Annotated in this window: 17 protein-coding genes and 1 pseudogene; all 18 read right to left on the bottom strand. The window is 52.4% G+C overall.

Going from position 1 to position 13,582, the window contains the following annotated elements:
* Nucleotides 1-281: 281 nt before the first annotated feature.
* Nucleotides 282-587: a hypothetical protein gene (locus ABLU96_RS28275; RefSeq protein WP_348863075.1), complete on the bottom strand. Its 306-nt coding sequence runs from the start codon at nt 585-587 to the stop codon at nt 282-284.
* An 18-nt stretch (nt 588-605) separates the two neighbouring features.
* Nucleotides 606-908, bottom strand: coding sequence for a TrbM/KikA/MpfK family conjugal transfer protein (locus tag ABLU96_RS28270; RefSeq protein WP_151711930.1), 303 nt, complete (start codon nt 906-908; stop codon nt 606-608).
* Between the two features lie 49 nt (nt 909-957).
* A complete protein-coding gene (gene virB11 / locus ABLU96_RS28265) occupies nt 958-1,986 on the bottom strand; it encodes a P-type DNA transfer ATPase VirB11 (protein ID WP_348863073.1) in 1,029 nt (342 codons plus the stop codon).
* On the bottom strand, nt 1,976-3,280 hold the full coding sequence (locus ABLU96_RS28260) for a TrbI/VirB10 family protein (RefSeq protein ID WP_163520578.1): 1,305 nt from the start codon (nt 3,278-3,280) through the stop codon (nt 1,976-1,978). Before ABLU96_RS28260 ends, virB11 begins: the two co-directional genes overlap by 11 nt.
* Nucleotides 3,277-4,164 (bottom strand): P-type conjugative transfer protein VirB9, encoded by an 888-nt coding sequence (virB9, locus tag ABLU96_RS28255; protein ID WP_163520632.1) that lies wholly within the window; start codon nt 4,162-4,164, stop codon nt 3,277-3,279. Before virB9 ends, ABLU96_RS28260 begins: the two co-directional genes overlap by 4 nt.
* Nucleotides 4,164-4,847 carry a type IV secretion system protein gene (locus tag ABLU96_RS28250; RefSeq protein WP_163520580.1) on the bottom strand — a complete coding sequence of 228 codons (684 nt, stop codon included), beginning with the start codon at nt 4,845-4,847 and terminating at the stop codon, nt 4,164-4,166. Before ABLU96_RS28250 ends, virB9 begins: the two co-directional genes overlap by 1 nt.
* Nucleotides 4,840-4,980, bottom strand: coding sequence for a hypothetical protein (locus ABLU96_RS28245; protein WP_024359940.1), 141 nt, complete (start codon nt 4,978-4,980; stop codon nt 4,840-4,842). Before ABLU96_RS28245 ends, ABLU96_RS28250 begins: the two co-directional genes overlap by 8 nt.
* Before the next feature lie 90 nt (nt 4,981-5,070).
* Nucleotides 5,071-6,102 carry a type IV secretion system protein gene (locus ABLU96_RS28240; protein WP_163520582.1) on the bottom strand — a complete coding sequence of 344 codons (1,032 nt, stop codon included), beginning with the start codon at nt 6,100-6,102 and terminating at the stop codon, nt 5,071-5,073.
* 11 nt (nt 6,103-6,113) lie between these two features.
* Nucleotides 6,114-6,338 carry an EexN family lipoprotein gene (locus tag ABLU96_RS28235; protein ID WP_071823624.1) on the bottom strand — a complete coding sequence of 75 codons (225 nt, stop codon included), beginning with the start codon at nt 6,336-6,338 and terminating at the stop codon, nt 6,114-6,116.
* A gap of 10 nt (nt 6,339-6,348) precedes the next feature.
* Nucleotides 6,349-7,065 (bottom strand): type IV secretion system protein, encoded by a 717-nt coding sequence (locus tag ABLU96_RS28230; protein ID WP_163520634.1) that lies wholly within the window; start codon nt 7,063-7,065, stop codon nt 6,349-6,351.
* A gap of 23 nt (nt 7,066-7,088) precedes the next feature.
* Nucleotides 7,089-9,835, bottom strand: a pseudogene (locus tag ABLU96_RS28225) (VirB3 family type IV secretion system protein).
* Between the two features lie 11 nt (nt 9,836-9,846).
* On the bottom strand, nt 9,847-10,125 hold the full coding sequence (locus tag ABLU96_RS28220) for a TrbC/VirB2 family protein (protein WP_163520636.1): 279 nt from the start codon (nt 10,123-10,125) through the stop codon (nt 9,847-9,849).
* Nucleotides 10,125-10,772, bottom strand: a complete 648-nt coding sequence (locus ABLU96_RS28215) for a lytic transglycosylase domain-containing protein (protein WP_348863070.1) — start codon at nt 10,770-10,772, stop codon at nt 10,125-10,127. The genes ABLU96_RS28220 and ABLU96_RS28215 overlap by 1 nt, the downstream gene beginning before the upstream one ends.
* 68 nt (nt 10,773-10,840) lie before the next feature.
* Nucleotides 10,841-11,062 carry a hypothetical protein gene (locus ABLU96_RS28210; RefSeq protein ID WP_024359933.1) on the bottom strand — a complete coding sequence of 74 codons (222 nt, stop codon included), beginning with the start codon at nt 11,060-11,062 and terminating at the stop codon, nt 10,841-10,843.
* Between the two features lie 397 nt (nt 11,063-11,459).
* Complete coding sequence (locus ABLU96_RS28205; RefSeq protein ID WP_120150991.1) at nt 11,460-11,669, bottom strand: TraR/DksA family transcriptional regulator; 210 nt, start codon at nt 11,667-11,669, stop codon at nt 11,460-11,462.
* Nucleotides 11,659-12,246, bottom strand: coding sequence for a DUF2857 domain-containing protein (locus ABLU96_RS28200; protein ID WP_163520588.1), 588 nt, complete (start codon nt 12,244-12,246; stop codon nt 11,659-11,661). Before ABLU96_RS28200 ends, ABLU96_RS28205 begins: the two co-directional genes overlap by 11 nt.
* Before the next feature lie 14 nt (nt 12,247-12,260).
* Nucleotides 12,261-12,455 carry an AlpA family transcriptional regulator gene (locus tag ABLU96_RS28195; protein ID WP_009635172.1) on the bottom strand — a complete coding sequence of 65 codons (195 nt, stop codon included), beginning with the start codon at nt 12,453-12,455 and terminating at the stop codon, nt 12,261-12,263.
* A gap of 138 nt (nt 12,456-12,593) precedes the next feature.
* Entirely contained in the window at nt 12,594-13,520 is a 927-nt protein-coding gene (locus ABLU96_RS28190; RefSeq protein WP_120150989.1) for a hypothetical protein, read from the bottom strand.
* Between the last annotated feature and the right edge of the window lie 62 nt (nt 13,521-13,582).

The following is a 13,582-nucleotide window of genomic DNA, read 5'->3' as shown; positions in this document are numbered from 1 at the left end:
CTCGCTGGGGCGGCGAAATTTATTCGGCTCCCCCCGGCCGGCAAAATCCGCGTGGGCGCGGCTGTTTGCCGGTGAGGCGCGGTGCCTGAACTATTTTCGCTCCTTAACCCGCGAAAATAATTCTGTCCGCTGCCTCATTTTTACGGCCCGCATTTCTTCGCTCCTTAATCCGCGAAAAATGTGCTGGGCCGTAAAAACCTGAAAACCGGCAGGCCTTAAGCCTGACCCGGCTGAAATATTTTGGCGCTATAGGGGACCTGCGAATAAAATTAATGCAGGGATTAATAGTGGCTCTCGCGGATTTCCCTCATGATGTCGGAATAACACTGACGACTTTCTTTAATGCTGGTTTCATCCAGCGTAAACCCTCGTCGGTTAGCTTCTTCTGTCAGCGTTATTCTGTCGGTGGCGTTCAGCGTTTGCAGTAATTGCAATAACCTGCAGATAACCCGGTGGTGATAAATTTCATAATAAAGGCCGCATCCACGCATCGCCTCATTTTCAATGTGCTCAATAACACAGGCTGCGCGCATGGAATCTCCGCGCTGACGTGTCCAGGGATGCTGAATAAAACCCGGTTTGGTCATAAAGATAACCTCCGCTGACTAACCACGCATGCGGCCAAATTTACTGATAATCTGGCTGATAATTGCCGGGTTTGCCGAATCACACTCAAGTAAGAACGATTTTCTGGCATCGGCAGTATGGTCCGGCAGAAAACCGTGCTTGTTCTTTTTCACGATATTAAAGAATGCACGTTCGGCCGAATGGCATTCATTGCCGCCGCCGTTTCCGGTGGCTTTACCGTACATGCATAACACCACTTCACAGGCGTCAGCGGCCATGACGGAGGTTGAATATGACGCCATAATGCAGAGTAATAATGCGGAGGATATTGATTTTTTCATTTCGGTCACCTTCATATTTAAACGAGGGTTGCGTAATTCGATAATTTATTTATTGAAACCCTTTACTGAATACACCTCTCATGTCTTTGAGATGAAGGGGTTTAAAATAAACATCACTCATGCGGCGTATGTCACCGTGAATATCAATGCTGACTATCACATCAATGCTCTTAAGCACCTTGCGTAACAGCACGTTGAAAGGCATGTTCCGGCAGTCGGGGTTTTCATAGCAGCGGTCAATTAACCCTTCAATACATTCTTCCGGGCTGCCCGCATGCAGGGATGTCATTAATCCCTCATGCCCGGAACCGACGATTTTCAGCGCATCCCAGGCTTCCCGCCCGCGAATTTCAGCCAGTAATATCCGGTCAGGGTTCATACGATAATTGGCGCGTATCAGCCTGCCGGGCGTGACAATGGCATTATCCCTGGCATCCCCCGGATAAAAGAGATGGACATAATTAGTGTGGTGATAGAACCGGATTTCGGGGTTGTCCTCGATGGTGGTCAGCCTGAGGTGCCGGGGAATAGAGTGCAGCAGCGTTTTCATATAGGTAGTTTTACCGGAACCGGTTTCACCGACGATAAAAATCGTCTTGCCGTATTCCACCGCTTTTTCCATAAAGCGGGGCATATCCTCACTCTGATAATAACGGGTCAGTTCAACATCTTTGCCTTCCGTTCGCTCCTGACCGCTGACCCGGTTATAAAATCCCGCATCAATCCAGGACTGATGCGTTTTCTGCCCGAATGAGGGTTTGCGCAGCGTAATAGACACGGTATTACGCTCACAGGCCGGGGGAATAATGGCCTGAATGCGCTCGCCTGACTCAAGCGTGGCGGAAAGGATCGGCGAGGTGTCGTCGATATTATCGTCCTGCCAGGACGCCAGCGCTCTGGCAAAGGCGTAACACTGGCGCAGCGTAATCGGGGCTTCATGTCTTCGCCATTTCCCCCGGATTTTGGTATGCAGTTCACCCGGCCGGTTAACGGCAATTTCCGTCAGGCCGTCCTGCGCAATAAAATCACCAAACAGCTGGTTTTTCATAAAATCCAGCGACAGGTTTTCAGCGTTCATACCACCTCTTTTTCAGTCGCAGCCGCCAGACGGATGAGAAATCAATATCGGTGCCTGTCATGATGCCGATGACATCACCCTGATTCAGGTACAGGGTGGGCGGGATATTGATGCCGTTGTCCAGTGTCGTTTTCGCCATTTCCGCCGTGGCAGCGCGGGTGTTTTCGGTGTAGTCGGTATTGCGGTCTTTCCCCGGGGCAGCATCCGACGCCGCCGCTGCCACGTCCTGGACGGTACTGAGCATCAGGGCATTGCCGAAGCGCTCCCAGAAGTGATTGTCGATCCAGCCTGAGATCCCCGCCTCGCCGAGCGGGCCGCTGGCCTGCGTGTTGCTGAGCGGGATTTGCAGGCTGCCGGGCTCAGGCGTACGCAGCTCCGTCCACAGCACAAACATCCGGCTGCGTCCGTGTTGCAGCGCCCCGGTGCGGTAGATGCCACGGGCGACCGTTCCCGCCGGGATCAGCGTCACATGGTTACTGGCGCTATATACATCTTCACTGATCAGGCAGGAAATATGCCCCCCGACATCGGACACGAAGCGCAACATCATCGAACACGGGATATAGCGGTCCACCGGGATATAGAGATCAGGATCGAGGCCCAGTCGTCTGACGCTGGTGACACGGGCGACGCCCGGATTGTCGTTGTTACCCGATTCCGGCGCGGCAGTATCCGTGCAGCGAAGGCTGCCATCCTTTCCCCTGGCCAGTACTGATGGACAGGATGTGTACGTTGTGGATGATGACCGACTGTCGGACGTGTCTGCGTTGCTGCGCGTTTCACCCGGGAACGTGTGTGCATTATCGCCCGGCATTGTTCGGGCGTTGTTCACCCCGTCAGCCAGCGCGGCTGCCTTGTTCAGGGCGGTTGGGGCCGGTGGCAGGGTGGGTGCGGAGGAGACGGTCTGGCTGACAGGGTCTGTTCCGTCCTGTGTGTGCGGCCCGAACAGGCCAAACGGGTTACTGTCCATCCCCAGATTTTGACGCTCATGAAGCGTCTTCCCGGCGGAGGGCGGCGGCGCGGTGTTGGCTTCTTTCTCATTACCCCCTTTCAATGCACTGAAAAGACGATCGCCGCCGGATGCCAGGGCGATCACCAGAGTCAGACTCAGCAGGCTGACGATCAGCGTGCGGCGACCGGATACCTTACGAAAACGGGTCACTTCCGGCTGGCCGGGGGATGTTCTCTGCTCCGGTTCCTGATGCGCCATTGCCGCACGGGCGCGTTCGCGGGCTTCCGCTTCCCGTTCTGCGGTGGTTTTTTCCGGTTCGTCCGGGACAGGTTTATCGATCATTTCGCCTCCAGCGTAACGGACGGTGAAACAGTGTCGCTACGGGTTATCGGGATGCGCCCGAATCCGTCGTTTTCGATCCCAACCACCGAGGTGCCGTAACGCAACACCAGTTGTGGCGCTGCAGGAACCACCATCACGGTGTAATTACCCTGCTTAACCGTCCGGGGCGTGAGCGCCTGCTCCCGTCCGTTAACCACCCGGAAAACGGAAGGCAGGGTTCTGATGGGGGAAAAACCGATATAAGCAAAACGACCATCATCCCAGGCAAAATCCGGTGCGATGGAGGCCGAACCCGCGGCGACCCGTTTGGTGTAGCGCCAGTTGCGTGGCGTGCTGGCCTGTCCGAATGCCGAGGCTATCTGCTGCTGCTCCTGTCTTTCCCGCTGCTGCGTCTGACGCGCGGCGCTGGCGGCGGCAGATTGCTGGCGAACCTCGGCCGGATAGTGGTAACGGATAACGAACGCCTGCGAGGGGGAATCGTGGTCCAGCACGTTCAGCTCCAGGCTGTAATCACGCTTTGAGGTCACCACGAAGAGGTTGGTCTTCCAGTCCTTTGCCGTGGGCAGGAACACCTGGCTGACGCTGTTGCCGCTGGCGTCCGTCACCGGCTGGGTGATGGGGTTCGGGCTGACGCCTACCCGGTTATCACTCTTCGTCACCGTCCAGCCTTTTGGAAAGCCCGCTTGCGCATCAATCACAGCTTCATCGTCGTCAAACAGCAGCGTAGTGACGTAGCCAGGGCGGGTATTCACCACGGTGGCGTTCTGGCTGTTATACGATACGTTCTGCATCCGGCTGTCATAGCCGCTGCCACGCGGGGTGGCGGCACTCCATGCCGCGCATGATGCCAGTAAGCCCGTCAGGAGCAGGATGTTTTTCAGCATCATTCGTTCCTCAGTTCTTTATCGCGCTGGTAGCTGGTGACGATAAAGCCCAGCGGGTTCACTTCACGCTGACTGTCCGTCAGTTGCTGATGCGGGACATAACGGTAAGTGAGGCGGATATTCCAGAAATCCGTTTTCACTGAATTATCAGAAATACGGCGGAGGGTGCGCTTAATACGCAGTGTTGCCAGGTTATCCGGTCCGGTGGCAGGCGCATGCACATTAGAAATAATGTCGATATAGACGACATATTCGGCTTTATTAAAAATAACGTCCGGAGCCTGGTCGCCGTTAAACCCGTCCAGATAATCCCGGTTCACGCTGTCGCTGTTAAATAACTGTATGTCGTCGTAATCACGCTGGAGGGAGAAATAATTATACCCTTCGCGGAGTCTGACATAGTGTGCCGCCAGTGAATGGGCCAGCGCTTTTTCAGACGCAATATCCCGCTCTTTAAGGCGGGTCATATACTCATAACGACCGGTCTGCTTGTTCACCGACCACAATTCAATGTCAGTGGTTTTCAGCGGCAGCAGAATAATCATGGCCGTGATCGTCAGTGCAGCCAGAATCAGCCCGGCAGCGGCCACCCGCCAGGCGGTTTTGCGGGAACGCTCTTCCTTTTCCAGCAGGATGGATTCAAAAGAGCGCGAGACATTAATGATGCGCTGAATATCAGACATGGTGGGTCAGCTCCTGAATGATGGCGGGGGAATTCACCGGCTGGGGATCGCCGGACACCGGCGGGAGGTCGCCCTGATGCTGCGCGCAGCCCGTAAGCGCGCACAACACCAAAAACAAGATGCTGAATTTCATGGAAGCCTCTTATCGGATTAATGCAGGAAGGCCGCACCGCTGGCTGAGGCCACGGCGTGACGGGGAAATGAGATTAACGGTCGGGAGGAATTAACGGTGAAGCTGCTGGTTCTGGCGTTTCATGCTGTCAATGGCGGTGGCACGTTTCTGCCAGGCGCTCACGGTTTTGCCCGCACCTGCGGCAATGAATCTGCCAGTTGTCGCGGCTGCGGCCATGCCACCTTTGGCGGTCAGTCGGCCCCCGGCCTTTATGCCGGGTCCGGCGACGTCGGCAGATTTGCTCGCCAGCCCGCGCAATCCGCTTATGGCTGCACCCTGTAACACGGCCTGCACGGCGGCACCGCCTAATGCGCTGGCAACTTTTGCTGAGAAGTAGATGATGACGCCTGAAATAACACCGGCGACACAGCACTGAACGCCGAGCGTGATGATATTGGCGTTATCCGCGAAACTGACCGCCTTATCCAATATTTCGTTCAGATAATTAATCACTATCCTGATTGACAATGCTGAAAACATAATCGTCAGAATAACGGTAAGTATAGTTTTCAACCAGTTATTGAACATGGAGGTTAGGAATCTATATAGCAGGCAGAAAATAAAAATCGGCGCGGTAGTGGTCATTAACAGAATGGTGATTTCGGCTAAAAGATTAACGGTCGAGCCGAATAGCAGAGTAACGATAGCGCCTCCCCAGACCAGAACTTCAGCAATCCCTCCGTTAAGTTTTACATAGTTGGAATCATCATTTTGATAAAGTTTTTGTCCGATTGTCTGTGCTTTTTCCCATACGGTATCGAGCAATGCCCAGACATTATCGTCGCCGCTGACACCATCTTTTAATCCATTAATGGCCGAGATGGCTAAATCCAGCCAACTGCCAAGATTTAAAACGAACGTCATGATCAACAACATTCGTCCGACATCCCATACGACATCTTCTATCGGGGTTTGAAGTTTTCCTGCCAGAGTCTGATACCCACGATAAGTGATAAATAATGTAAATGAACTGACGGCGATAACACTGATCATATTGCCGTACACGGAAGTTTGTCCCTGTAGTACGGCATTTAAACCGCCAGTGATAGTGTTGTTCATTCCAACAAACATACCACCTGACATAGGTCACCTCGTTAATTTAAATCGGGAACCTTTGCATTCCCCTGACGGAGTTCAAATCGTGCCTCACGTGCGTTTTTACAATCCATGGAATCATCACCGGATGATTCGCACGTCTTATATCGGATATTCATTTCATCCTGGTGTTCTTTATACCATTGCGTTGATTTCGGGTTATCACATCCTGTCAGTAATAAGAATCCTGAAATAATTGGAATCAACAAAATTGATGTTTTCATGTTTGCCCTCTCAATCATTAAAATCAGGAACAGGCGCGGCGAGTTGCTGCTCATTGAAAGCCTTTTGCCGCTGCTGAGTCAGCATGGTGGAACGTTGCTCTGCCTGTTTGACTGACATTTCCCACTGGCTGGTCAGCACATTCAATTGTACGCTTTTGGCTGCGATGGCGTTAGCCAGGTCCTGCGACTCTTTCGAATCCTGCGCATTAGCAATACGGTCTGATAAATCTGATATATCGTCGAGCGTGCCCGCGATTTTATTTTCAACCTCGGACGTATTTTCTATCGCTACAACCTGATTCAGGATCATCTGTTTGCAGCTGTCCAGATAGCGTTGTGAAGCGCTGGAGGGGTTACAGGTATCGAACGATTTATATTTGTTATACAAGCTATTCAGTTCAGACGAATATGACCCGTTTTGGTTGCTCAGCAGGTCATCGAGTGAAATACCGTTTTGACGAAGATTATCAATATCGGTTCTCAGACTTTTGGCCTCGCGGAGAAATGCCTGAACGTCCCGCACGCCCGTTGCCGTGGCTAATTGCTGCTTGTAGGCATCAAGTTCACTTCTGTAATGGGTAACGGTTTCCTGCCACTGCTGGAGTTTCTGGATCCACTGATTCATGGATTCGGTATTCTGTACGGCGTCGAATACCGGTATTCCGGCGCTCATCGCCTGGGTGGAAATAAACAACGATAATGCCAGTATGAGTTTTCTGAACCGCATTTTCATTACCTCCGTCGTGAATATTACAGGGCTTGTTCAAGGAAGGCGGCTTTCCAGTCATCAGGCTGCATTCCTTCCTGATACAGGGTGTCGAACAGTTTCAGGTTGTCTTCGCTGCCGCTCAGCATTTTGGTGAGTTTCCCGAGGCCCGATAAATCCATTTTCGCCATCGCCATAAAAGGCCGGGTTTCACCTGCGCGTAACGGCGTTTTCAGAACCACCATGTAGCGCTCACCCGGATCGAGGTTTCTGACGATGTCGTACACGCTTTCAGGCACTTTCATCTTTTCCACGTAATCCTCCCGGCTGGCCTTCGGGTTGGCGAGAAAAATCTGCGTGCTGCACTGCTCGATAATCGCCGGAGCAATAGGGTGTTTGACGATTTCGTCAGGTGACTGGGTGGCGGGGACGAAGATGCCGTTCAGCTTGCGGATCACTTTCAGCATATTGAGCGAGAAGCGGGAAAATTCGACATCGGCCAGCCATTTCCAGAACTCGTCCATGAACATCACCAGCCGGCGACCATCCAGCAGGCCGGTGACGCGGTAAAGCAGATAAAATGTGATGGGGCCGCGAATATCGTCATCATCGAGAAATTCCGTACCGTCGATACCAAAATTTTCGACGTCGCTGATGTTGAAGGTGTCCTCCTCATTGTCGAATACCCAGCCGAACTCGCCGCCCTGCGCCCACTGTTTAAGGCGAATACGTAGCCCGTTGATGCGGGCGTCGGTGGTTGGCGGCTCCGGCAGGACTTCCAGCAGCCGGGTGATACCGAACTTGCGGTATTCGGGCGGGTAGTCGAGCATAATGGTATCTACGGCGGCACTGATCCGCTCCTCATCGCGCGGATCGAGCGGCTTGCCGTTGCGGCGGCACAGCATGCGCACCAGTCCTTTGATAAAGCTGATATTCCGCCGGGTTGGGGCCAGCGCAAAAGGATTGAACCCGGTAGGCACTCCGGTACGGATACGGAAGTAGCGTCCGCCCATCTGGCGTATTGCCATCTCCGCCGCCCGGTCCTTATCAAAATACACCGTGGTGAACCGCTGGATTGTGGCTGAGGCGGAGAAGGTCGCCGGATTGCGGTACTTCTGCATCAGTTGCTGCATCATGGTCATCAGCATCGTTTTCCCGGAGCCTGTTTTACCGATAATCGCCGTGTTACCCGGCGTTTTTTCGTTGAAGTCATCCCGCCCGCTCTGGCTGTCGTGCAGGTTCAGGTAATACCCGCCACCGCCAGGGATTTGAGGATGGCGATGGCATCGCCCCAGGGATTGCCGTTTCGTTTATGAGGATGAAAATTGTGCAGGCTCGCCAGGTCGGCAAAGTTCTGGCTGCTGACGGCCACCAGACGGGGGCGCAGCGTATAGATACCCGGCAGTTGCGCCAGGTACGCGGCGGGCAGCGACAGCGTAGACAGCGTCGTCATGATGCCGAGGTCGGCGAAAGGCTGCGCCAGCGCGTTGGTGTCCTTGATCACCTGGTCGGCGCTGTCTGAGGATACGAGCAGGGAAAAGTGGTATTTTCCGCAGGAGACATGCCCGGACTGGAGCAGGTCACGCAACACAATCAGCTCTTCGCGCTGCGAAATGGCGTCGTCATCCGCCGAATTCAGGCGCTTTTCCGCCAGACGGATATGCTTCTGCGCCTCATCGCGGGCCATGCAGGTGAAGGACTGCGTCAGCACATACTCGCTTTCGGCATACAGCAGCGCGTCCAGCAGGCCGGTCGCGGTCTCCGGCGAATAGTCTTTGATTTCCAGACTGCGGAAAAAACGGGAGCCGCCGACGGTCTGGCACTCGGCGGTGTCGGTGGTAAAAAAGACATCCGGCGTGCTTAATGTTTCATAAAACGCCGCACGCGTGACCGCCACCTTTTGCCACTGGCCGGTGAGCAGACGGTGATAAAAGGACAACTGGGCGGAATACACCCGCCCGTTGTCTTCATACATCCCCAGCGGCGTCGCCGTATAGCGGGACAGCGCGGAAGCCAGTGCCTCCCGGTATTCCAGCATCACTTTCAGAGCATCATCCAGCGCCGCTTTGCGTTTACCGGACGGCTGCGCCTTCATGGCCTTTTTCTCCAGCGGAGAGAAGGGCGCGTAGCAGAGGGTGAAAAACAGCCGGTGCCGCCAGAACGGTTTTTCGTTGATCGGCTGGTAATACAGCCGGGTCACTTCATCAGAAAAGGGAATGCCTGAATTCGCGTCAAAGACATCGTGGTACTTTTCCCGGATACGGTGAAGATAGAAGGTAACCGGCAGACCTTCATACCCCCGAATAACGTTATTGAGATGCGTCGCCATTAACGTCAGATGATGTTCGTCCTCGCATTCAAAAATGGTGCCCTCCAGCTCCCAGCTGGCTACCAAATCACCCTGGCGGTTTCTGATGACGTGCGGGTGAAGATGGGAGGAATACGGAATGTATTTATCCAGCGTAACGTGCTCGTTTAACTTCATTTTTTCAATAAACTCCGAGACGTCGACGGCGTCATAGCGGTTTGCCAGCAGGGCATTGGCACCAAAATGTTTATTGGTGCCAAAACGGCCACGGGTTTTAAAGGCCAGCCAGAGCAGCCCGAAATAGTGAATATCGGTTCTGGCCTTTCCCTTCATCTCCAGCCAGGCGGGAATAAGCAGTAATATCAGGTAATAGCTGACATAGACCGCCAGCAGGACGATGGCCCCGCTGACCATCACGAACGGCACGAGGGGAATGCCGGCTATGGCGGCAGGTCGCGTCAGCGCTTTGTTCAGCGTAGCCATCGTTACCTCCCTTATGACGCCCAGTAGGCACCGAAACCTGACGCACCGATGATAAGGATGGCGCCAATGATGACGTTGCGCATGTCATGCAGGCTCTTGCCGTCAAATAAGACTTTGTATCCTACCCACATGGTGGCCAGCGTGATGGTGACGGCGGCCAGTCCGAGCAGGCCGGTGGAGGTGTTACTCAGCGTCTCATTGGCTTTATTAAATCCGCTGTCTGCTGCCAGCACCGGGCTTGCCATTAACAAGGAAGAGAGGACGGTCCAGTCATACTCTTTTCTTTTCATCATTGTTCCTCCTGGGGGCCGGGAATGGGTAACGCGCCGCGTATAACGGCATTGGGGTAGCGCAGGGATGTCAGAACTGGCGCAGCGTTATCGGTACGCTCGCCACGCATGACGGCGGTGGGGTAATGGATTTCCGGCACGAGCTTTTCGGCGGGAGGTCGCTGCCGGTCTTCCCGCGTTGACGGTACGGCGTAGCCGATGCGCTGGATGTAGCTGGTCTGGTTAAACACGGATTCCGGCTGTTGGCCGGTCGTGAAATTTCCCGAGTAGTAGCAACTGAGCGCACGCTTGAGGGAACCGCCGCGGCGGTAGCAGTCGGTGAGGATGAGCTCAAAGACGGACAGGTTGGTACAGGGGTCAAGAAGGTCACGGGCGCTCACGCCGTAATGACGGAAATTGGTGCTGGTGATTTGCATCAGCCCGACCGAATAGCGTCGGCCCTGTGCCGCCAGCCGCCCGGTGAGGCTGACGGCCTCATCCCTGCTGGCGGGGAAATGTGAAATCACACCTTTGCCACCGGGCAGAATTTCAGCGATGGCATACGGATTCAAACCGGATTCGACCCGCGCCACATCAAGTGCCGTCGACGGGTGAACGCTGGCGGCGCACTGCATCGACAGCGTAAGAAAGGCTGTGGTGGATAGCATGGTGGTCTCTTAACAGTCAGCCCGGCGGGTGTATACCAAGCCCCTGCCGGAGGAAGGTCAAAAGCGGATTAAGCAGAGGCGGTATCCTGCGAAATGCCGCTATCTTCTCTGGGTTCAAGCAGCACCAGCTTGCCGGAGACAGCAATACCGGGTGTCAGCATGATATTCAGGCCAGACTTACCGTTATGAGCGAACGCCACGCCAACCCTGGTCCAATACGTGTTTATTTCGCCCTGTGCATCGGGTTGACTTTCCTGGGTGACAAATACGTGATAAATGGGTTTTCGCATGTGGCCTCCTCTAATAAAAACAACGATGAGTTAAATAAATGTCACATCCCAATTCTGCATTCCGGTTTTAACGGGTCAGCGAGAACATTCAGCGGCACCCTGAATTGTGGTTATGTGACAGCCCGAACCTTATTTTTAAAGAGCAGCACCCGAACCAGGCGAATTAACGTCAATACGGGTAACTATTATGTAATGACGTTTTCATGATCAGATATCCGGGGCGGCATATACACGATAAATTAAAAGTTAAAATGAGAGAGATAAATGAGCGGTGGAGGGGGATAAGCATTGTGGGTAAATAAAAGGAAGTGAAATAGTTAATAAAGACGACTGTGGATTTATAGTTAATGATAGAGACATGCAGGGGAAATATTCCTGCATGTCTCTGTGACCATTATTAACGTCTTCGGCGTTCAAGTTTTTCCTGACATTCCGTGCAGGTGGTTATGCCCGGCAGTGCCTGCCGTCGCTTTTCAGGAATGGGCTTTCCGCACACACGGCAATTGAATAATGATGGTGTAGACCCTGGCTTAAAACGACTCTGTTCAATCATCTCTTCCAGTCGTTGCTCATTAAATTCCTGATCGCGGTCGATCTCATCCGGCATGTGTGGCCCTCCGGTCTGACGCCTCCTGTTCGCAAAGTGCGATACGCTTCCAGACGATGGTCAGTGATAACCCTTCGACTTTCGCCAGCAGGGTTTGCGTTACCTGCATCATGGCGGCCAACGCATCGGTCGATTCCAGGTTGGCCACCCGGCATTGTTGCCATTGCCGCCAGATGGCCGCATCCGTCTCTTCGTCCGGTTCTGGCGTCCGGCCATAAGGCACACGGACGCCCAGTAACCGGCGACGAAGGCAAACTTCGTTGGAGGTGAGGCCAAAATACTTATTGAGGAGCGCAATTGACCCGCCGAGCCGGATGGCATGATTGATACGTTGCTGCTGCAGAACCTCCTCACGGGATTTAGCCAGAAGCAGGTGTAATGCGTCGTGATGAACCGTCACAGCCAAAAACTGCGCAGACTCCCGACTGATGATAAAAAGCTCGTCCAGTGATAATTGGTTGAGGGCATTCATTTCGTCGAAAGTGAATCCTAGCGATTCACAGTAACGAATGTTGCCATCCTTCAATGCATGCAGGGCATCGGTTAATACGGCGTAATTAAGTGATGGGATAATCATGGTATTTTCTCCCTTCAGCCTATTGAGCGGCGGACTAATTTAATATTGATCCATTCGTCAATTTCCGATTCGAGCCAGGCGACACTGGCCGGGCCAATCTTGATTGAGCGGGGGAAGGTGCCGTCTTTCATATACAGATAGATTTGAGAGCGCTTCAGGCCCGTTTTTTCCTCAACCTGTTTCAGACGTAATAACTGATGAGATGTCACGTTATTCTCCTGTGGCAGATATAGCGCTAGCCGGGAGATAACACGACAACACAAAGTCGTGGTGTGGAGAAAGTTGATTAGCCCGTATTACGGGAAATACAATCCTTAATACGGGTTTTCATAGCGAAGGGCATCATCTTACTTTTGTGTTGGCAGGGAAGGGGGCGAGCCGCGCTCAAGCGCAGTCTTGAGCGTGTCGCCACTGAATCGATCGGTAATGCCTTCCTCAGATGCCCATTGTTCAAAAATGGACAGTAGTTTATACGGTTGCATGATTAACGGACTGATAGTTTCATTATTTTTGCAGGCAAGCCAGAAGAGGCGTGATAGAGGGGTGGATATCCGAGTTGGAGACGGTTGAAGTATTTCTTTTTCGATCGGTTTGTTGATCAACTTATCAAGTTCACTTTTTCTGAGGACAAAGCAGGCATCACTCGGTAATTCATGCATAGGAAAATAATATTTATGCGAATCTTTCTTTGTAGCGTTTAGTATTATATCTTCGTAATCATCTGATGAAATATCTTTAGGTAGCCTTTTTACGTGTCGTTCGATTCTTTCATGCCATGTCATCTTTTCGAAAAGTTGAAACGATTCCCCCAATAAACAGACGGTAATACCATAATTATTCGACTTTGCTCCTGTTACAGGTGATGGTATTTTTAATGAATGTGCAAGTAAACGCTGTATAAGGACATATTCATAGCCGAGTAATGTTGTGTCAATGACTCTTTGTACAGGGTGGATATATCTTCCTTCAGTACTGAAAGTTAAATTGTTCTCGTTGACAAAGGAACTTTCGGCAGGCATGAATGATTTCATCGTTGACGAATTTTTTATTGGTCTTAGCTTTAATTTATGATTTCGTGATTTAATTTTCCTCAATATTACTGGGGATTGAAAATATATTGAAAACCGAATTTTCCCTTGCAGAGCAAATCGATAAAAATCACTTTTTCTTATTTTACACCCATTCAATGCATTGAGAAGTCTTACCGCCTCCCTTATAGTTATCCAGTCTGGAATTCCATCTCTAATGTTTAGGCAAGTTGGATTGTCTGACATAATACATCTCCTTTCACACAATGATATTGCTGATGAATTTCGCTGTGTTTTTGAAAGATGTT

This window comes from Klebsiella sp. CN_Kp106 (assembly GCF_040064575.1).
GTDB lineage: Bacteria > Pseudomonadota > Gammaproteobacteria > Enterobacterales > Enterobacteriaceae > Klebsiella > Klebsiella michiganensis.
Note: the sequence above shows the minus strand (reverse complement) of the source record. Positions and strands in the feature narration are given on the sequence as shown.

Bases quoted from the DNA above. Each gene is read 5' to 3' on its own strand.
- ABLU96_RS28250 (WP_163520580.1), bottom strand. From the start codon at position 4,847: ATGTCTGATATTCAGCGCATCATTAATGTCTCGCGCTCTTTTGAATCC.
- virB9 (WP_163520632.1), bottom strand. From the start codon at position 4,164: ATGCTGAAAAACATCCTGCTCCTGACGGGCTTACTGGCATCATGCGCG.
- ABLU96_RS28230 (WP_163520634.1), bottom strand. From the start codon at position 7,065: ATGCGGTTCAGAAAACTCATACTGGCATTATCGTTGTTTATTTCCACC.
- virB11 (WP_348863073.1), bottom strand. From the start codon at position 1,986: ATGAACGCTGAAAACCTGTCGCTGGATTTTATGAAAAACCAGCTGTTT.
- ABLU96_RS28275 (WP_348863075.1), bottom strand. From the start codon at position 587: ATGACCAAACCGGGTTTTATTCAGCATCCCTGGACACGTCAGCGCGGA.
- ABLU96_RS28190 (WP_120150989.1), bottom strand. From the start codon at position 13,520: ATGTCAGACAATCCAACTTGCCTAAACATTAGAGATGGAATTCCAGAC.
- ABLU96_RS28245 (WP_024359940.1), bottom strand. From the start codon at position 4,980: ATGAAATTCAGCATCTTGTTTTTGGTGTTGTGCGCGCTTACGGGCTGC.
- ABLU96_RS28260 (WP_163520578.1), bottom strand. From the start codon at position 3,280: ATGATCGATAAACCTGTCCCGGACGAACCGGAAAAAACCACCGCAGAA.
- ABLU96_RS28205 (WP_120150991.1), bottom strand. From the start codon at position 11,669: ATGCCGGATGAGATCGACCGCGATCAGGAATTTAATGAGCAACGACTG.
- ABLU96_RS28220 (WP_163520636.1), bottom strand. From the start codon at position 10,125: ATGAAAAGAAAAGAGTATGACTGGACCGTCCTCTCTTCCTTGTTAATG.
- ABLU96_RS28240 (WP_163520582.1), bottom strand. From the start codon at position 6,102: ATGTCAGGTGGTATGTTTGTTGGAATGAACAACACTATCACTGGCGGT.
- ABLU96_RS28200 (WP_163520588.1), bottom strand. From the start codon at position 12,246: ATGATTATCCCATCACTTAATTACGCCGTATTAACCGATGCCCTGCAT.
- ABLU96_RS28270 (WP_151711930.1), bottom strand. From the start codon at position 908: ATGAAAAAATCAATATCCTCCGCATTATTACTCTGCATTATGGCGTCA.
- ABLU96_RS28235 (WP_071823624.1), bottom strand. From the start codon at position 6,338: ATGAAAACATCAATTTTGTTGATTCCAATTATTTCAGGATTCTTATTA.
- ABLU96_RS28215 (WP_348863070.1), bottom strand. From the start codon at position 10,772: ATGCTATCCACCACAGCCTTTCTTACGCTGTCGATGCAGTGCGCCGCC.
- ABLU96_RS28210 (WP_024359933.1), bottom strand. From the start codon at position 11,062: ATGCGAAAACCCATTTATCACGTATTTGTCACCCAGGAAAGTCAACCC.